The following is a 17,755-nucleotide window of genomic DNA, read 5'->3' on the forward strand; positions in this document are numbered from 1 at the left end:
ACTCGCTGGCCTTCTCCTACCCCGGCTGCCTACCCCGGCCGCCGTGAGTGCCGGTTCGACCGGCGGCGCACGGTGAAGAGGGAGGCGATGATGCCGAGAGCCCAGGCGATCAAGAGGGCTCCCCACAGGGGCATGGTCACCATCGGGATGAGAAGGCGGATCTCGACACTCGTGCGGTTCTCGAAGATGAAGACCAGAGCGACCGCGGTGATCAGAACGAACGGTATGAAGCGGCGGACGCCGGGGCGGGAAAGGAACGGCTGTCGCGCCTTGTGGTCTCGGCTGGTCTGGGCCATGGGGTGCCTCTCCCTCACGTTGCCCCTGACTCCAGCGTCCTCTTTCCGCACGTACCCCGCCACCGAAACGCAAGGCGCGTCGGGGGTGCCGGGTGCGGGTCAGGCCACGCCGAGGGCGTTCAGCATGGCCGCGGCAACGTGGTCGGCGGCGTTGCGATGGCCGCGGGCGTGGGGGTGCACGAAGGCAGGCTGGTCAGGGAAGCGGGTGTGGATGCCTTCCACCCACTTGCCGGTGTCGCAGACGCTGTGGTTCTGGGAGGAGTCGTAGAGGTCGACGAAGCTGGCGGCTTCCTGTGTGCCGGTCGACTTCTCGATGGTCTTGTTGAGGGGGTCCAGGACGTCCTGGCGCAGCCAGTCCAAGTCGCCGGCTGCCGGCCATGACGGCCTCGAAGGCCGGTGTGTCGCTCGCCTGCCCCGTGGTGACGCGGAGGGCCAAGGGCCGTGCACGGCCCTCGCTGAGGAGATGGACTTTCGTGCTCAGGCCGCCGCGCGAGCGGCCGAGCGCGTGGTCGTCGGGCTCGGCCCGACCCGGACCCCTATCGCATCAGTGATCACTAGCCGGACGGACACATCCGATCAACCGATGAGCAGATCAAGGAGACACGCTCTAGACGACTTTGGCCCGTGGACCAGCCAGGAAGCGCACGGTCTCCCGCTGTCCGAAAGGCGATCACTCGTTTGCGGGACTTCGGCATACGGGGCCGATTTCGTGACAAGGCTCCCGTCGGCTGCCGGAGGCGGTCGAGCGATCCAACCCCCCACTCGAAGGAAGTCGACGATGAGCTTCATCCAGACCGGCAAAATCGACCTGAGGTCTGACAACCCGATCGAGACGAGCGGCGGTAACACCTCGACCTTCACACGCGTCACGTTCCCCACCCCGTTCCCGGCGGGTGCCAACGTCGTCGTCCTCCCGCTGACCCAGACCTTCAACGGCCCGGAGACGCCGGGGATCCGCGTCCATGACGTCACCAACACGGGCTTCCTGATCCGCCTGAACGAGGTGTACGCCGGCGCCACCAAGAGCGATGGGAAGCACACCACCGAAACCATCGGCTGGCTGGCCGCGACCGTCTGAGACCCGCGCTCCGGCCGAGCACAGAAATCCCCGCTTCTTCAAGCAGTACGCAGCTAGAGCACTCCGCGCCTTCTGATGCGGTTGCCGTCAAACGCTGCCGTCAAGACATAAGCCAGAGGCCCTGTGGATCACTCCACAGGGCCTCTGATCTGCTGTGCACTCGGCAGGATTCGAACCTGCAACCTTCTGATCCGTAGTCAGATGCTCTATCCGTTAAGCTACGAGTGCTTGTTCTGTTTTATCGCCGCTCTCGGGCCTTCCGGCTCGCTCGCGGCGACAGGAAGAACATTACATGACTGCCGCCGCCATGTGAAATCCGTTTGCCATACCCCTTGTGAGCTGGGGAAACGGCTGTTCCGGCCGGGATGACAGCGAAGCCCCGGTCGGGTGACCGGGGCTTCGTGATCAGGTGCGGAGGCGGAGGGATTTGAACCCTCGATGGGCTTTAAGACCCAAACCGCATTAGCAGTGCGGCGCCATAGACCGGACTAGGCGACGCCTCCACGCACATCCTCCCGCGCGAGCGCGAGTCGGTGCTTGCCGATGATGACACAGTCGAGCGCCGCGTCACCAATCGCCCCCCACGGTACTAGGCAGGAAGGTCGCAGGGCAAAAGCCTTCTCGGGCTGTCGCGCAACGTCCCGGGGCGCGTCGCGTTAGTCAGGGCATGTCGACTGCCTTTTCCCGGGCCACCGCCCGAACCGCGCCCCGGACCACCCCCCGCACCGGTCTGCGGCGCCTCGTCCTCGGTGCCGCCGCCTCCGTCGCCGCCCTCGGGGCACTGGCCGCGGTGTCGCCGGCCGCGTACGGCCAGGCCGGGCTCGGCGACGGCAAGAGCAAGAGCAAGGAGCGGGATCACCTCACCGTCACCGTGCGGAACGCGGGCGGCGGGGCCGACGGGACCTTCGAGCTGTACTGCGCACCCGCCGGCGGCAGCCATCCCGACCCGAGCGGCGCCTGTGCCGCCCTGGAGCGGGACACGCGGTGGGGGCAGGAGGCCTTCGCTCCCGCCCCGAAGGGCGGCTTCTGCACCATGCAGTACGGCGGGCCCGCCACCGCGCACGTCACCGGCACCTGGGCCGGGCGCCCCGTCGACGCCACGTACGACCGCCGCGACGGCTGCCAGATCTCCCGCTGGGACCGGCTCGTGCCGCTCCTGCCGGACATGAGGGCCGGGCAGGGCACCTGAGGCCCGCCGCCGTCCCTGCTTCGACTCCGGCACCGGCCTCTCCCCGCGCTCCCGCCCCGCTTTCGTCCTCCGTACCTCGTCCGGATTTCGACCCTCCCCGTCCTCCTTCTATCCGGCCCGGCCAAAAGGTACAGAACCACCGCCGTCGTAAAGGTCCCGCGAAGGTCCCGCGACGTCGTCGCAGGAGGGCGGGCGTTTGGCGGTTACTCGGTCGTCAGTTCGGGGTCACTTGCTCGTGCGACCTCGCTCTCATCCGGCGTCGCGAGCGCAACCGCAGCCCTTAGACTCCCTCGCGTGACACGCTGCGGGACGGTTGGCAAGATGGCCCGAGCGGTCGGCAAGGTGCGGTAACAGGGAGGAAGCGTCTCGTGAGCAGCAGGCCATCCCGAGGCGCTGCTCGCCTCGCAGCCATACTGGATGCGCTCCCCGACGCGTTGGTGCTGGTCAATGCCAACGGGACGGTCGTCAACGCCAACACCATCGCCCTGGAGGCCTTCGAGACTCCGGGCACCGCTCTGGTGGGGCGCGGGCTGCTCGATCTGCTGCCGCAGTTCGACTCCAAACTCATCCCCGGCTCCATGCGACGGCCGGAGCACCTCGATCCGCATGCCCGGACCAAGCCGACCCGGATGATCGCGCGCAGGACGGACGGGACCGAGTTTCCCGTCGAGGTCACCAGTGCGAATCTGGAGAACGGGCAGCAGGCCTACGACGGTTACGGCTACACCGGCGACGAGCTGCTCATGCTCGTCGTACGCGATCTGTCCGGGACCGTGGACACCGAGGCGGAGCTCGCGCGGTCGCAGCGGCAGACCGAGATGATTCTGCGGGCCGCTTCCGAGGGCGTCGTCGGGACCGACACCGACGGGCGGATCGTGCTCGTCAATCCGGCCGCCGCCCAGATCCTGGGCTTCCGGGCCAGCGATCTCGGCGGGCGTGAACTGCACGAACTGGTGCTGCACTCGCGTGCCGACGGGTCGGACTTCCCGTACGAGGAGTCGCCGCTCGCCGACACCCTGCGCTCCGGGCGCAAGCACCGGGTGCGCGGCCAGGTGCTGTACGCCAAGGACGGCGGCAAGGTGCCGGTCGATCTGACGACCGCGCCCGTGCGGGACGGCGACCAGCTCGTCGGCGCCGTGATGACCTTCACCGACCGGCGGCCGTACGACGCGGTCGTCGAGGAGAAGGAGGCGGCGGCCAAGCGCCACGAGGAAGAGCTGGAGCGGGTCGCCGAGGAGCACGCCTCCGAGCTGACCGCGCTGCGCCAGCGGCACGTCACCGAGCTGGAGGAGCTGAGCGAGCGGCACGCCGAGGAACTCGGCGCGAACGAGGATCGGTACGCCGCGCTCGGGGAGCGGGAGAAGGACCGGTACGAGGCGCTCGCCGCCCGGCACGAGCAGTTGCTGACCCTGCTGGGACGGTCGCTGCGCGGGCCGCTGGAGGAACTGCGCCGCGAGCTGGCCGCGCTGGCCGCCGACGACGCCGGGCAGCTGTGGCCCGAGGCCAACCAGGTGCTGCACCACCTGTCCGCCGGCTATTCGCGGATCACGACGCTCATCGACAACGTCCTCGGCTACCAGCGGCTCGACACGGGCAGCGAGAACATCACCCGTACCAAGGTGATGCTCGACGCCGTCGTCGCCTCCGGGGTCGACGGGGCCGTCGAGCTCATCGGCCCCGGGCGGGTGCAGTTCGCCGTGCACGCGCCGCCCATCGAGGCCGAGGTCGATCCCCGGCTGCTCGCCACCGCCCTCGCGCATCTGGTCGCGGACGTGGCGGGGGTCGACGCGACCGGCAACACGCCCCTGTCGGCGGGCGGTTATCTGGACAACACCGTCGTGGTGGCGGCGGCGCAGCGCGGCGAGGTCGTACGCATCGAGGTGCGCGGGCCGTACGCCGGTGGCGACACCGTGCACGAGCCGATCGTGCGGGGGATCGTCCGGGCTCACGGCGGCGTGCTGCAGACGCATGACGTGCCGGGGATGAGCGGGAGCGCGTACGTCCTCGAGGTGCCGATCGGGGGCGGGGCCGGGGCTGTCGCCGCGGATGCCGCCGAGGCGGTCGACCAGGCGGTCGACGAGGGCCTCCCCGGGGCCTCGAGTGAGCAGACCTCTGGTGGGGGGCGGCGCCGGGCGCGGCGCGCCACCACCGATGCCTTCCTGGACGGGGATGTTCCGGCCGAGGGCGACGAGGCCGACGGTTCGGGTGGTTCCGGTGCTTCCGGTGCTTCCGGTGGTGCTACCGGGCGGCGCAGGAGGCGGGGCGCCGGGGAACCGGCCGCTCTTCCGGCGCGGGCTTCCGGTGAGAGCGCCGGGTCGGGCGGTACCGGGCGGCGGCGCGGGCGTCCGGCCGAGGGCGCCGCCGCGGAGGCCCTCGCCATCGAGGCCGTCGGGAGTGCCGTCCAGGGTGTCGCCGAAGGGGCCGTCGTCACGGCCGCCGAGCATGCGGCCGGGACCGCCGCCTCGGGTACGGGGCTGGGCGGGACCGTTCCGCCGCAGGGCGTGCCCGAGGCCTCCGGACGGCGGGCCCGGCACGACCCGGGGGAGCAGCGCGCGCTGCCGCCGGCGCTGCCCGCGCCGTCCGCTGACGCCGGCTCCGGTTCGGCCGACGCCGCGCAGGGACAGGCCCAGCAGCCGACCGGGCGCCGGCGGCGTGCGCTGGCCGCCGCCAACGAGCGGGCGGCGGCGCAGCAGGCCGCGGGGCCGCGTCCGGTGTTCGCCCTGCCGCCTGCCGAGGCCGATCAGACGACCCCGGACGAACCGGCCCACCAAGGCGTTCCGGCCGGACAGGGCGTTCCGCCCGGACAGACCGACCAGGGGCAGGAGGCCGTGGCGGTCGCCGCGGCGGCCGCCTCCGGTGACGGGGTGGCCGAGGAGGGGCGGCACGACGCCGTACCGCACGACCAGTCCGCCGATCACACCCCGCCGCAGCCGCATCCCACGAGTGCGCCGACGGGCCGTCGCCGGCGGGCCGTGGTGCCGCAGCAGGGCGAGGCGACCGCCGCGGTGCAGGCGCCCGGTGCGGCGGGTGCCGCGCCGGCAGGTGCCGTACCGGCGGGTGCCGACCCGGCTGCTGCCGTACCGCCCGGTTCCGTGCCTGCGGGGCCCGGGCAGGGGGTTCCCGCGCGGCAGGACGCCGCGGGTCAGGTCCCGCCGGGGCAGGGCGCGCCCGTCCAGGTCGGGGTGGCCGCTGCCCAGGTCGCGCCGGGTGCGGCCGTGCCGCCGCAGGGCAACGCCGTTCAGCCCCAGGGGAACGCGGCCGCCCAAGGAAGCGCCCCGCAGGGCGTGTCCGTCCCCGCGCAGGGCGGGCTCGGGCACAGTGTGCGGGCGGCCCTCCCGGGGCAGGCGATGCAGCCTCCGGCCCAGGGCGCGCAGCCCCTGCCGCAGCAGGGCGTCGCCCCACCGGCGCAGCAGCCCTCCGCCGGGCAGCCACTCCCCGCCGAGGCCGCACCGGGACAGGGAACACCGGCCCAAGGCACCCCGGCTCAGGGCGCTCCCGCCCAGGGGACCCCGGCTCAGGGCGGCACCCCCGCCCCCCAGTCCTGGCCCGCCGCCGACGACGACAGCACGGGGGCCGGTTTCGCCGTACCGACGAACGGCACACCCCCTCAGGCGCCGCAGCCGAAGACCCCGGCCCCGAACAGCCCGGCCCCGAACACTCCGGCCCCGGGGGCCCCGTTGCCGCCGGAGGGCGCGGCGCAGGCGCAGCGGGCGGCTCAGCCGTTGCCCGCGGAGGCCTCGGCGCCCGTCGATCCGAACTCGACGCAGGGGCGGGCGATCAGCGTGCGGACGCTGGGGCAGGGCGTGCCGTTCAACCGGCAGGCGGCCCAGGTCCAGCAGCCGCCGGCCATGTCCGTCCCCCTGCCGACGGCGACGCCTCCCCCGCACCAGCCGGGCGGGTCGGGCCGGCGCCGCAAGCTCGGCACGCCGCCCGACCCGGCCACGCGTAGCGATCAGGCCACGCGTACGGAACCGGCGTCCCGTCCGGAACAGGGTCAGCGCCCCGAGCAGGCGGCGCGTCCGGAGCAGGCCGCGCGCCCGCATCCGACGACCGAGCCGACGCCCCCGCCGGTCGCCGCCCAGGTGCCCGCCCCGGCGTCCGCGCCCGCCCCGGCGCAGCCGTCCCTCGCCGGTCAGTCCCGGCTCTCGCAGCTGACCGAGGGCGGCGGGCGGTCGTACGCCATAGGCGCCCCCGACGAGAACGCCGCCGAGGGGCCCGAGCCGCTGGACGGGCCCGGGGGCGCCGTCGAGGTGGCCGATCCGCCGCGGCCGCAGCCGATGGACGACGAGCTGCCGCCGGAGCCGCTGGACAACCCGCGGCGGCTGCTGGTGTGGCCCGCGCCTGACGTCAGCACCCAGCAGGCGCTGAGCGACCGCGGCTACCGGCCGGTGATCGTGAACTCGCGCGAGGAGGTCAACGCGCAGATCGCGGCGTTCCCCGCCGCGCTGTTCGTCGACCCGCTGACCGGGCCGATCACCCGTACGGCGCTGCAGTCGCTGCGCCAGGCCGCCGTGGCCGCCGAGGTGCCCGTGCTCGTGACGGCCGGGCTCGGACAGGCCTCGCGGGACGCGGCCTACGGTGCCGATCCGGCCGTGCTGCTGAAGGCGCTGGCGCCGCGCGACAGTGAGCAGCACCCGCCGCGGGTGCTGCTGATCGAGGAGCACGCGGAGATCGCGCTGGCGCTGACGGCGACGCTGGAGCGGCGCGGGATGCAGGTCGCGCGGGCCGCGAGCGACGCGGACGCGGTGACGCTGGCGAGCGACTTCCGGCCGAACCTGGTCGTGATGGACCTGATGCAGGTGCACGGGCGGCAGGCCGGGTTCGCCGGGATCATCGACTGGCTGCGCGCGAACGGGCAGCTGAACCGCACCCCGCTCGTCGTCTACACCGCCGCCGTCGACCAGGCCGACCTGCCGCGGCTGGCGTCCGGGGAGACGGTGCTGTTCCTCGCGGAGCGGTCCACCAGCGGCGAGGTGCAGACCCGGATCGTCGAGCTGCTGAGCCGGATCGGGACCAACTGACCGGGTTCGGGACCGGCTGAGCCGGCGGTCGGCCGACCGGTCCTACCGGGCCGTCAGCCTGCGCGCCGCCTCCTTGACCGACGCGCGCAGGCGGTCCCGGGCGTCCTCGCCGTCGCCGACCAGGATGCGCCGCATCTGCGGGACGACGGCGCTCCAGTCGGCCTGTGGACAGCATCTTGGCGCTCGCCACGCGAACGAGCCTGAATACGGCCACGCTTGAAGCCTTCCGCTCCTCCATCAAGGACTACTGGCGACGAGACGACCAGCACGGCGGCGAAGCACTGCGGCCGGCCATCGTCGGCCAGCTCCGGCATGTCGTCGGCCTCTCCCTCACCGAGGGGCACCCCTTCTGTAAGCGGCTTGTCTCACCTTGATCCGGCTCTGTCGTGTTGTGGATCAATGCGTGTGGACCAGGCGTGGCCCACGGGCGAGCGTAAAGCAGCCGGCCCGCTCGACGGTCAAGCGCTCATCCCGCCTGACCGAGGTACCCGCGCACCGCACACGTGCCGCTTTCCGCTCGTCCGGGACTGGCCGGTCCGGCCCCGCGATCAGTGCTGGGGGTGCGGGCGGTGGAACAGGGGCCGCCGCTGGGGGGCAGTGCCGCCCGTAGCGAGGCGACCGACTTCGACGCGCATCCTGATGGCCTGGAACACCTCGACCACCCCCAGGACCACGGCCATGATGCCCGCCGCCAGGGTGAGCGCGCCGATCGAGGTGAACGGCGAGACGATCAGTACGATGCCCGCCAGGATGCCGATGATCCCGGTGAAGAACATCCAGCCTCGCGCCGGCGTTTCCGGGGCCGAGGCCGCCGTGACCGTCACCATGGTGCCCCGCAGCAGCCAGCTGAAGCCGATCCACAGGGCGAGCAGCAGGATCGACTGCATCGTGCCGCGGAAGCAGATCAGCCCGAGCAGGACGGAGAGCGCGCCCGTGAGGAAGTGCAGCGCCCGAAGATGCCGGGGGATGTGCGTGCCGAAGGCGGCGGCCAGCTGGAAGACGCCGGTAACCAGCAGGTAGATGCCGAAGAGTACGCCGACGACCCGCAGCGTCTCCTCAGGCCAGGCGAAGACCACGACGCCGAGGGCGATCGTGGCCAGGCCCGTGGTGAGAAGAGCCTGCCAGCTCACGTTCGCCAAGGCGCCCAGGTCTTCGGCCAAAGCGGCGTCTTGTGGTGAGGTGTCGCGCGGAGCGCCGGTGCCCGAGGAACCGGAGGGATGTGTCATGCCGTTGCCTCCTCCTGGAACAGCACGGTCTGGCGTACACCTCCATCGTCACGCACCCGGCCCAATTTCACCTGGCGGAGACCTTCGCAAGCCCGGTCAGGACCGATCGCGGCGGTGCAGCAGGCCGCGCAGCCGCGCGCGCAGCGTCGCACCGTCCCCGCGCGGGTAACGCCGGTCGTCCTGTACCCGCAGATCATCCGCCACGTCGTACCGCTTCACATACGCACCGAGGAACGTCTGCACCGTGGCCACCACCGGAATGGCGATCAGCGTGCCCGCCGCACCGAGCAGTAGCGTGCCCGCGACCACGGAGCCGAAGGCCACCGCCGGATGGATGTCCACGGTCCTGGACGTGAGTCTCGGCTGGATCAGGTAGTTCTCGAACTGCTGATAGACCACGATGAAGACCAGCACCCACACCGCGTACCAGGGGTCGACGGCGAAAGCGGCCAGCATGGGCACAGCCGCGGCCAGATAGGTGCCGATGACCGGGATGAACTGCGACACCACGCCCACCCACACGGCGAGCGCCGCGGCGTACGGCACGCCCAGCAGCGCCAGGATGATGAAGTGGGCGACCGCGGAGACCAGGGCCATCAGTCCCCGGGAGTAGAGGTATCCGCTCGTCTTGTCGACCGCGATCTCCCAGGCCCGTAGCACCTCGGACTGCTTGGCCGGTGGCAGCAGCGAGCACAGCGTGCGGCGTAGCCGGAGGCCGTCCAGGGCGAAGTAGAAGGCGAACAGGAAGATCGTCAGCAACCGGGCCAGACCGCCGAGCACGGAAGCCGAAAAATCGAACACCCCGCCCGCGCTCTTCTGCACGTACGTCCTCAGCCAGTCGGAGCGCAGCAGCCGGCCCTGGATGTCGACCCGCGACAGATCCGTGTGGAACGTCCGGTTGATCCAGCCGATGACGGAGTCGAAGTACCGCGGGAAGTTGTCGACGATGCCGCTGATCTGGCCCGCCAGGAGCGAGCCGAACAGCGCGAAGAACCCCGCCGCCGCGAGGACGACGACGAGACACACCAGGAGTGCGGCCAGGCTCCGGCGCATACCCCGGGCCACCAGCCGGCCGACCGCCGGCTCGATCCCCAGCGCCAGGAAAGCCGCGACCAGAATGCCGACCAGCAGACCGGTGAGCCTGTGGAACGCCCAGCTGCCGAGCTGGAAGACGCCGACCAGGGCAAGCGCGAGCACCATGGCACGCGGCAGCCACCGGGGCATCCGGGCGGCAGACCCCGCTTCTGCGGACTCGGCTTTGGAGGGCGGGGGCCCTTCATGCTGCGGCTCCTGTCCGGGGTCCGGCCGGGTCATCGACGCTCGCAGGAGAGACAAAGAGGCGCGACAGCCCTCTGGGCGGCCTGAACAGACAGTTCCGGCGGAATTCCGACATCACACGGTCTGTTGACCATCACCCTTCTTGTCTAACCTCTGCCACGCCCTTGCGCATGTCCGCGGCCTCGCCCACCGAGCCCGGCAACGTACAACGGCGCGTCAGGCCACGCCTCTGAAACGCGCCGCAGGACTCGGTCCGCCCTCAGGCGCCCGGTAGCGAACCATCGAACCCAGTCCACACCGATCCTCGTCAGCCAACCCGGTCCTCGTCGGAACCTCGCGCGGAATTCCTGGCGTGCAGGGTCGAGTTGGCGTGCGAGTGGCAGCCCCATGCCGGATATGTTCGAATTGATGAGAATCCTCCTTTTATGGGTAATCGGAAGGGGAGGACCATGACGGAGATGACCGACCGCATCACCCAACTGACGGATTGGTCGAAGCAGGCACAAGAGCAGGTGCAGAGTGCCATCGCCAAGAACCAGGAGGAGCTGTCGGCCGCGATCGAACAGGTTCAGCGGGAGACGGAACAGCGGGCAGAGCAGCTCAGCCGTGACGCAGCCGAACAGAAGGCCGCCACCGCTGCGTCACTGGAAGAGGCAAGGAACAAGTGGCAGGAGCATGTAGCGACGGTCAAGAGCCACATCCAGGAGCGCAAGGGCGAGCTTGACGTGAAGCGTGCCGAGCTCAAGGCGGATGATGCGGAGGGGTATGCGTCGTTCGCGATCGACTTCGCCGGCTCCGCAATACTGGAGGCGGAATCCGCTGCACTGGAGGCATTGCGGACCCGGGCAGAGGCCGAAGCTCTGGCCAGCAGGTAGGAGCGCTGGGCAGGAGGCTCTCTTATGCCCGTCTCGGCCGAGAATCACCCAACCGAGTCCCCCGATGTGGCTTCCAACGCGCGTTCGATCTGTTGGTTCGCACGCTGCTGAGCCGAAGGGAACGGTCTTGAAAGCCGTGGTTGCGCCAACACGTCGTTCGAAACGACCGCAACGACTGCACACAGGCATTCCCGATTGAGCACTTAGACGAGAGGCACCCCGGAGCGCTCCGGGGCCGCTGGCGTCTCATTGTCTCTGCGTTGCTCCGCATCGAGTGGACATGATCGTCCCATGAAGCCCGATCCCGTGACCCTCGACAAGATCGCCCCGGAAGACTGGCCCGCCGTTCACTCATGGGCGTCCCTGGCCGAGGCCTGCCGCTACCAGCCGTGGGGACCGAACACGCCGGACGAGACGCGGGAGTTCGTTACGGGCGCGGTCGCCGCCTGGTCGGACAGGCCCCGGCGTCGGTTCCCCTATGTGGCCCGCCTCGGGCGGGAGGTCGTGGGGATGGGGGAGGTGCGGCGGGTGCGCGACGCACCCCGGCGCCAGGGCGAGATCTCCTGCATCGTGCACCCGCGCGTCTGGGGGCAGGGCATCGGGACGGAGATCGGGCGGCTGCTTCTCGCACACGCCTTCGGCGAATTGCGGCTCCACCGCGTCCATGCCACCTGCGACCCGCGGAATCTCGGCTCCGCACGGGTGCTGGCCAAGCTCGGCATGACGCTGGAGGGACGCCTGCGGCACACCCAGCTCATTCGTGACGGCTTGCGGGACTCGCTGGTCTTCGGCGTGCTCGAGGACGAGTGGGACGCATGGAGCGCCGTGCAGGGGTGAGCCCCCTGGCGGGTGGCCAGGGGGCTCCGGGGTGTTCGGCGGGGTCAGCCGAGCTTGGTGATGTCCAGGTCGCCTTCCGCGTACTGCCTGCGCAGTACCTTCTTGTCGAACTTGCCGACGCTCGTCTTCGGGACCGCCTCGATGACCGTCCAGCGCTCCGGGAGCTGCCACTTGGCGATGTGGCCCTCGTCGGCGAGGAAGGCGCGCAGGGTCTCGAAGGTGGCGGTGGAGCCCTCCTTGAGGACGACCGTGGCCAGGGGGCGCTCGCCCCACTTCTCGTCGGGGACAGCGACGACGGCCGCCTCGGCCACCTCGGGATGGGCCATGAGCGCGTTCTCCAGATCCACCGACGAGATCCACTCGCCGCCGGACTTGATGACGTCCTTGGCCCGGTCGGTGAGGGTGAGGTAGCCGTCGGGGGAGATGGTCCCGACGTCGCCCGTCTTGAGCCAGCCGTCCTCACTGAACTTGTCGGCGGGGCGGAGCGGGTCGGCTTCCGGGCCGTTGTAGTAGGCGCCCGCGATCCAGGGGCCGCGTACCTCCAGCTCACCGGCCGACTCGCCGTCCCAGGGGAGGCGTTCGCCGCCGGGGCCGGTCAGGCGGCCCTCGACGCCGGCCGGGAAGCGGCCCTGGGTGAGGCGGTAGGCGAGTTCCTCCGCCGTGCCGATCGCACTGGCCGGGGGGCGGGCGATCGTGCCGAGCGGGGACGTCTCCGTCATGCCCCAGGCGTGGCAGACCCGCATGCCCAGCTTGTCGAAGGCCTCCATGAGCGACGGCGGACACGCCGCGCCGCCGATGGTGACCTGGCCGAGGGAGGAGACGTCACGCGGGTTCGCGGTCAGCTCGGCGAGCAGGCCCTGCCAGATGGTGGGGACGGCGGCCGCGTGGGTGGGCTTCTCGCTCTCGATCATCGCGGCGAGCGGGGCCGGCTGGAGGAAGCGGTCCGGCATCAGCATGTTCACGCCGGTCATGAAGGTCGCGTGCGGCAGACCCCAGGCGTTCACATGGAACTGGGGGACGACGACCAGCGAGGTGTCCTCGTCGGTCAGGCCCATCGACTGGGCCATGTTGACCTGCATGGAGTGCAGATAGATGGAGCGGTGGCTGTAGACCACGCCCTTGGGGTCGCCGGTGGTGCCGGAGGTGTAGCACATGGCGGCGGCCTGGCGTTCGTCCAGCTCGGGCCAGTCGTACGACGTCGGCTTCCCGGCGATCAGGTCCTCGTACTCGTGCACCCGCGCGGTGGCGTCCGCGAGCAGGGAGCGGTCCCCGGGGCCGGTGACGACCACGTGCTCGACCGTCTTCAGGTGCGGGAGCAGCGGGGCGAGCAGGGGGAGCAGCGAACCGTTGGCGATGATCACGCGGTCGGCGGCGTGGCTGACGATCCAGGCCAGCTGCTCGGGCGGGAGGCGGAGGTTCAGGGTGTGCAGGACCGCGCCCATGGACGGGATCGCGAAGTAGGCCTCCACATGCTCCGCGTTGTTCCAGGCCAGAGTCGCGACGCGCTCGTCGCCGACGACGCCGAGGTCCTCCCGGAGCGCGTGGGCCAGCTGGGCGGAGCGGGCGCCGATCTCCGCGAAGGAGCGGCGGTGCGGCTCGTCCTCACCGGTCCAGGTGGTCACCTGCGATGTCCCGTGGATCGTGGACCCGTGGGTCAGGATCCTCGAGATCAGCAGCGGTACGTCCTGCATCGTGCTCAGCACGGCGTCCTCCCGGGGCGACATTGCCTACGCGGTGGTAAGGGTTGCGCTGATTCTGCGCACATACCGCGCGGTATGTCACTAGGACCGGGCGATCGATCACATCACGCCAAGCGGAACGAGAGGTTCAGTGGCGGCCGAGGCGGCGTGCGAGGAGGGGCTCACTGGCGGACAAGCCCCAGCTCAGCGTCCTCGCGGAGCTTTCCCAGCGCTCGCGAGACGGCCGACTTCACCGTGCCCACCGAGACGCCGAGCACTTCGGCCGTCTGGACCTCGCTCAGGTCCTCGTAGTACCTGAGGACCACCATCGCCCGCTGCCGGGCGGGCAGCCGCATGATCGCCCGCCACATCGCGTCGCGCAGCGCCTGCCGCTCGGCCGGGTCGTCGCTGCCGGTCACCGGCTCCGGCTCGGGCATCTCGTCGCAGGCGAACTCGTCGACCTTGCGCTTGCGCCACTGCGACGTCCGCGTGTTCAGCAGCGCCCGGCGCACATAGCCGTCGAGGGCGCGGTGGTCCTCGATACGCTCCCAGGCCACGTACGTCTTGGTGAGCGCGGTCTGCAACAGGTCCTCCGCGTCGCTCGGGTTGCCGGTGAGCGAGCGGGCGGTACGCAGCAGCACCGGCTGGCGGGCCCTGACGTACGACGAGAACGAGGGATACGGAAGGGTCTGCGCCGCTGGTGCAGCGGCCTTCGACGCGCTGGTGCAGACGAGTGTGGTCATGGCTCAACGCTATGAGCGGGCCAGGTCCAGCGGATCGGCCGCAGGTCCCGAAGCGAAGTCCCCCTCAGGTTGTAGTGGTAGGGCCTGCTGCACCTCCTACAGGTGGAGCGGTGGGACCGGGGTACTGCGGGTTGTCCCCTGCGGGTCGGCGGTGAGCACGAGTCCCGACGTGGGCACGCCCGTCCCCGCCGTCACCAGGACCCGTTCCGCTCCGGGGATCCGGTTCACCGCCGTACCCCTGATCTGCCGGACGGCCTCCGCGATCCCGTTCATCCCGTGCAGGTACGCCTCCCCCAGCTGTCCCCCGTGTGTGTTGAGCGGCAGGCGCTTCTCGGCCACGAAGTCGGGGGCCTCGCCGGGGCCGCAGAAGCCGAACTCCTCCAGCTGCGTCAGCACGAACGGCGTGAAGTGGTCGTAGAGGATCCCCACGTCGATGTCGGCCGGTGCGAGTCCGGAGGTCCGCCACAGCTGCCGGGCCACCACCGCCGTCTCGGGCAGGCCAGTCAGGTCGTCGCGGTAGAAGCTGGTCATCTGCTCCTGCGCCCGGCCCGCGCCCTGGGCGGCCGCCGCGATCACGGCGGGCGGATGGGGCAGGTCGCGGGCCCGCTCCACGGAGGTGACGACGAGGGCCTGTCCGCCGTCGGTCTCCTGGCAGCAGTCCAGCAGCCGCAGCGGCTCGACGATCCAGCGGGACGCGGCGTGGTCGGCCAGGGTGATGGGCCGGCCGTGGAAGTACGCCGCCGGATTGGTCGCCGCGTACGCGCGGTCGGTCACGGCCACGTGCCCGAACACCTCCGGCTTCAGCCCGTACGTGTGGAGGTAGCGCTGGGCCGCCATCGCCACCCAGGAGGCCGGGGTGAGCAGCCCGAACGGCAGCGACCAGCCGAGCGCGGTGCCCTCGGCCGACGGCTCTCGGTGCCGGACCCCGGAGCCGAAGCGGCGGCCCGAGCGCTCGTTGAACGCCCGGTAGCAGACGACCACGTCCGCCACGCCCGCGGCGATCGCGAGGGCCGCCTGCTGGACGGTGGCGCAGGCCGCGCCGCCGCCGTAGTGGATCCGGGAGAAGAAGGAGAGCTCGCCGATGCCCGCCGCCTGGGCCACGGTGATCTCCGGGCTGGTGTCCATGGTGAACGTGACCATCCCGTCGACGTCGGCCGGCACGAGCCCGGCGTCCGCCAGCGCCGCCCGCACCGCCTCGACGGCCAGGCGCAGCTCGCTGCGGCCCGAGTCCTTGGAGAACTCGGTGGCCCCGATGCCGGCGATGGCCGCACGCCCGCCGAGGGTGTCGTGCCGACGGGGACTCATGACGGGCCTCCTGGGGGCATTGCCGGGCCTCTTGGGGGCATTGCCGGGCCTCCTCGGCTCACGCCGGGCCAGGCACCTGGGGTCCCGCGAGCGCCCGCGGGACCGGCCGGGGCGGCCGGGGCGGCCAGGGCGGCCGCGGCGGCCGCGGAGACACGGCACACGGCGGCCCGGGTACCACGGCGTACGGCGGCCGGGGAGACACTGCACGCGGCAGCCGCGGATGCGGTGTCGTCGGTCATGACGGTCCGGCGGGAGCCGTCGCCGTCCCGGCTTCCGCCGGAACCGTGACCGTCACCGTGCCGGTGACGTGCTGGCCGATGCCGTTCGCGCCGACGACCCGGACCGTCACCATGGCGCCGTCGACCTCCTCGACCGTGCCGGTCAGCACCATCGTGTCGCCGGGGTGGTTGGGCGCGCCGAGCCGGATGGCCACCCGGCGCAGTACGGCCCCCGGACCGAAGTGGTCCGTGATGTACCGGCCGACCAGGCCGTTGGTCGTCAGGATGTTCATGAAGATGTCGGGGGAGCCCTTCTCCCGGGCCAGGTCCGGGTCGTGGTGCACGTCCTGGTAGTCGCGGGAGGCGATCGCCCCGGCGACGATCAGGGTGCGGGTGACCGGGATCTCCAGGGGCGGGAGGCGGTCGCCGACGTTCATTCCGTAACCCCCTGGAAGACGGGCAGCACCAGCTCTTCGTCGTAGCGCCGGAACTCGAGCCGGACCGGCATGCCGATCCGCACCTTGTCGTACGGCACTCCCACCACGTTGCTGACGATCCGCACGCCCTCCGCGAGCTCGATCAGCCCGACCGCGTAGGGAGGCTCGAAGGCCGGGAAGGGCGGGTGGTGCATGACCACGTACGAATAGACCGTGCCCTCGCCGCTCGCCTCCACGGTGTCCCACTGAGGGCAGCCGCAGCTGTTGCAGCCCGGCAGCCAGGGGAAACGCAGGTCGCCGCAGCCGGTGCAGCGCTGGATGAGCAGTTCGTGGCGGGCCACGCCCTCCCAGAAGCCGGCGTTGTCGCGGTTGATCACGGGGCGCGGGCGGGGTTCCTTCGGGCGCCGCGACCGGTGCGCGGGGGCGTACTTGAGGATGCGGAAGCGGTGGGTGCCGGCGAGTTCGCCGCCGGCCCGGATGTCCGTACGGGTCGTGACGAAGTGACCCGCCCCCAGCTTGGTGGTCTTCAGGTCCGAGACCGACTCGATCACCGAGTCGAAGGTGATCTCGTCGCCGGGGCGCAGGGGGCGTAGATACTCCTGCTCGCAGTCGGTGGCGACGACCGCGTGGTAGCCCGACTCGTCGAGCAGGCGGAGCAGTTCGTCGTAGGCCGCCGTGCGTTCCGGGCGGCGGGAGAGGCCCGCCATGGTCCAGGCCTGGAGCATGGTGGGGGGAGCGATGGCGTCCGGTCCGGTGTAGGCGGGGTTGGTGTCACCCATGGCCTCGCACCAGTGCCTGATCATCGGCTCGTTGACGGGGTCCCGGCCGGCCCCGGTGGCGGCGGCCGGGCGGCCCTCGTAGGCCTTCAGGCGCGCCTCGAACTCCTCGGATTTCTCCGACTCCTCGGACTCCTCGTGGACCTCCGGCTCACCGTTCACGATTTCTGACTGTCCGTCAGATACGCGGCGGCGTCAAGGCATCGCACCCCACGGACGCGAAAACGCCTGCGCGGCGGCACCGAAGTGCCGCCGCTCAGACGCTTGTCACCCCACGAAGCACACCCACACGGACGGCGGGCCGATGCCGGTACACCGGCCCGCTCAGCTCACCACCACAGCGGGGTGAAGCTGACGGCGGTGTTGTCGTTGCCCTGGTTGACGGCCGTGAAGGCGGAGCCGTTGACCTGCGCGGTGTTGCTCTGGTTCGAGGCGCCCTCGCCGACGGCCTGCTGATTGGTGGTGGACGAGGTGCCGAAGTTGTCACCGCCGACGCCGCTGCCGAGGACACCCGCCTCGGCCTCCGTGACGGACGCGATCGATCCGTTGTCCGCGAAGGAGCCGTTGTCCGCCGTCGCGATGCCGGTGAAGAGGGCGGCCGCGAGCGGAAGGGCGGAGACGGCGGCGATGACGCGGGCGGTACGGATGCTTGCCATGTTGTTGTCCCTCCAAGGACTTCAGAGACTTCGGAACCAAGGACTGCGTGAAGAAGTGCTGCTGTCTCCAGGGAAGTTGGCCGACCGCCCTGGTCCGTTGCTCGACGTCGCGAGTCCAGAGTTGCCCACCGAATCCCCGGC

At 71.2% G+C, this 17,755-nt stretch carries 15 protein-coding genes, 2 tRNA genes and 3 pseudogenes; 6 read left to right on the plus strand and 14 right to left on the minus strand.

All coding sequences use genetic code 11. From position 1 onward, the window contains the following. Positions 1–29: 29 nt before the first annotated feature. From ACZ58V_RS23295 to ACZ58V_RS23305, 3 genes and pseudogenes are all read right to left on the minus strand, one after another. Positions 30–296 carry a hypothetical protein gene (locus ACZ58V_RS23295; protein ID WP_468196825.1) on the minus strand — a complete coding sequence of 89 codons (267 nt, stop codon included), beginning with the start codon at positions 294–296 and terminating at the stop codon, positions 30–32. 99 nt (positions 297–395) lie between these two features. Continuing rightward, positions 396–656, minus strand: a complete 261-nt coding sequence (locus ACZ58V_RS23300) for a hypothetical protein (RefSeq protein ID WP_471291965.1) — start codon at positions 654–656, stop codon at positions 396–398. Positions 657–690: 34 nt separating this feature from the next. Then, positions 691–816 (minus strand): annotated as a pseudogene (locus ACZ58V_RS23305) (IS5/IS1182 family transposase); the annotation flags it as partial. A 258-nt stretch (positions 817–1,074) separates the two neighbouring features. Here ACZ58V_RS23305 and ACZ58V_RS23310 point away from each other — a divergent pair. Then, a complete protein-coding gene (locus tag ACZ58V_RS23310) occupies positions 1,075–1,374 on the plus strand; it encodes a hypothetical protein (protein ID WP_031102606.1) in 300 nt (99 codons plus the stop codon). A 155-nt stretch (positions 1,375–1,529) separates the two neighbouring features. On the opposite strand, the gene ACZ58V_RS23315 is transcribed toward ACZ58V_RS23310, so the two are convergent. Further along, positions 1,530–1,602: transfer RNA gene (locus tag ACZ58V_RS23315), tRNA-Arg, on the minus strand. 184 nt (positions 1,603–1,786) lie between these two features. Then, positions 1,787–1,877 (minus strand) — tRNA-Ser (locus tag ACZ58V_RS23320). A 164-nt stretch (positions 1,878–2,041) separates the two neighbouring features. Here ACZ58V_RS23320 and ACZ58V_RS23325 point away from each other — a divergent pair. Both ACZ58V_RS23325 and ACZ58V_RS23330 read left to right on the plus strand, forming a co-directional pair. Further along, the gene (locus tag ACZ58V_RS23325) at positions 2,042–2,563 is read left to right on the plus strand and encodes an SSI family serine proteinase inhibitor (RefSeq protein ID WP_471291968.1); all 522 of its coding nucleotides are present in this window, start codon (positions 2,042–2,044) and stop codon (positions 2,561–2,563) included. 368 nt (positions 2,564–2,931) lie between these two features. Next, positions 2,932–7,584, plus strand: a complete 4,653-nt coding sequence (locus ACZ58V_RS23330; RefSeq protein ID WP_471291971.1) for a hybrid sensor histidine kinase/response regulator — start codon at positions 2,932–2,934, stop codon at positions 7,582–7,584. Between the two features lie 42 nt (positions 7,585–7,626). Here ACZ58V_RS23330 and ACZ58V_RS23335 read toward each other — a convergent pair. Beyond that, a pseudogene (locus ACZ58V_RS23335) lies at positions 7,627–7,746 on the minus strand (TetR/AcrR family transcriptional regulator); the annotation flags it as partial. Positions 7,747–7,748: 2 nt separating this feature from the next. On the opposite strand from ACZ58V_RS23335, the pseudogene ACZ58V_RS23340 reads away from it, so the two are divergent. Then, positions 7,749–7,931 (plus strand): annotated as a pseudogene (locus ACZ58V_RS23340) (hypothetical protein); the annotation flags it as partial. A gap of 201 nt (positions 7,932–8,132) precedes the next feature. Here ACZ58V_RS23340 and ACZ58V_RS23345 read toward each other — a convergent pair. Together ACZ58V_RS23345 and ACZ58V_RS23350 are read right to left on the minus strand one after the other, a co-directional pair. Continuing rightward, positions 8,133–8,810 (minus strand): HdeD family acid-resistance protein, encoded by a 678-nt coding sequence (locus ACZ58V_RS23345; RefSeq protein ID WP_468196835.1) that lies wholly within the window; start codon positions 8,808–8,810, stop codon positions 8,133–8,135. 96 nt (positions 8,811–8,906) lie between these two features. Beyond that, complete coding sequence (locus ACZ58V_RS23350) at positions 8,907–10,034, minus strand: AI-2E family transporter (RefSeq protein WP_468196837.1); 1,128 nt, start codon at positions 10,032–10,034, stop codon at positions 8,907–8,909. 503 nt (positions 10,035–10,537) lie between these two features. Between ACZ58V_RS23350 and ACZ58V_RS23355 the strand changes: the two genes are divergently transcribed. Then, the gene (locus tag ACZ58V_RS23355; protein ID WP_468196840.1) at positions 10,538–10,963 is read left to right on the plus strand and encodes a hypothetical protein; all 426 of its coding nucleotides are present in this window, start codon (positions 10,538–10,540) and stop codon (positions 10,961–10,963) included. A gap of 291 nt (positions 10,964–11,254) precedes the next feature. Continuing rightward, entirely contained in the window at positions 11,255–11,800 is a 546-nt protein-coding gene (locus ACZ58V_RS23360; protein ID WP_471291974.1) for a GNAT family N-acetyltransferase, read from the plus strand. Positions 11,801–11,844: 44 nt separating this feature from the next. On the opposite strand, the gene ACZ58V_RS23365 is transcribed toward ACZ58V_RS23360, so the two are convergent. The 6 genes from ACZ58V_RS23365 to ACZ58V_RS23390 all read right to left on the minus strand — a co-directional run bounded on the left by ACZ58V_RS23365 (position 11,845) and on the right by ACZ58V_RS23390 (position 17,614). Continuing rightward, entirely contained in the window at positions 11,845–13,524 is a 1,680-nt protein-coding gene (locus tag ACZ58V_RS23365; RefSeq protein ID WP_471291976.1) for a long-chain fatty acid--CoA ligase, read from the minus strand. 137 nt (positions 13,525–13,661) lie between these two features. Continuing rightward, positions 13,662–14,222 (minus strand): SigE family RNA polymerase sigma factor, encoded by a 561-nt coding sequence (locus tag ACZ58V_RS23370; RefSeq protein WP_471291979.1) that lies wholly within the window; start codon positions 14,220–14,222, stop codon positions 13,662–13,664. A 96-nt stretch (positions 14,223–14,318) separates the two neighbouring features. Next, positions 14,319–15,527: a lipid-transfer protein gene (locus ACZ58V_RS23375; RefSeq protein ID WP_471291981.1), complete on the minus strand. Its 1,209-nt coding sequence runs from the start codon at positions 15,525–15,527 to the stop codon at positions 14,319–14,321. A 235-nt stretch (positions 15,528–15,762) separates the two neighbouring features. Further along, positions 15,763–16,182, minus strand: coding sequence for a MaoC family dehydratase (locus ACZ58V_RS23380; RefSeq protein ID WP_471291984.1), 420 nt, complete (start codon positions 16,180–16,182; stop codon positions 15,763–15,765). After that, positions 16,179–17,120: a bifunctional MaoC family dehydratase N-terminal/OB-fold nucleic acid binding domain-containing protein gene (locus tag ACZ58V_RS23385; RefSeq protein WP_471291986.1), complete on the minus strand. Its 942-nt coding sequence runs from the start codon at positions 17,118–17,120 to the stop codon at positions 16,179–16,181. The genes ACZ58V_RS23380 and ACZ58V_RS23385 overlap by 4 nt, the downstream gene beginning before the upstream one ends. Positions 17,121–17,287: 167 nt before the next feature. Beyond that, the gene (locus ACZ58V_RS23390; RefSeq protein ID WP_215120397.1) at positions 17,288–17,614 is read right to left on the minus strand and encodes a hypothetical protein; all 327 of its coding nucleotides are present in this window, start codon (positions 17,612–17,614) and stop codon (positions 17,288–17,290) included. Between the last annotated feature and the right edge of the window lie 141 nt (positions 17,615–17,755).

This window comes from Streptomyces sp. NPDC040589, from assembly GCF_055594445.1.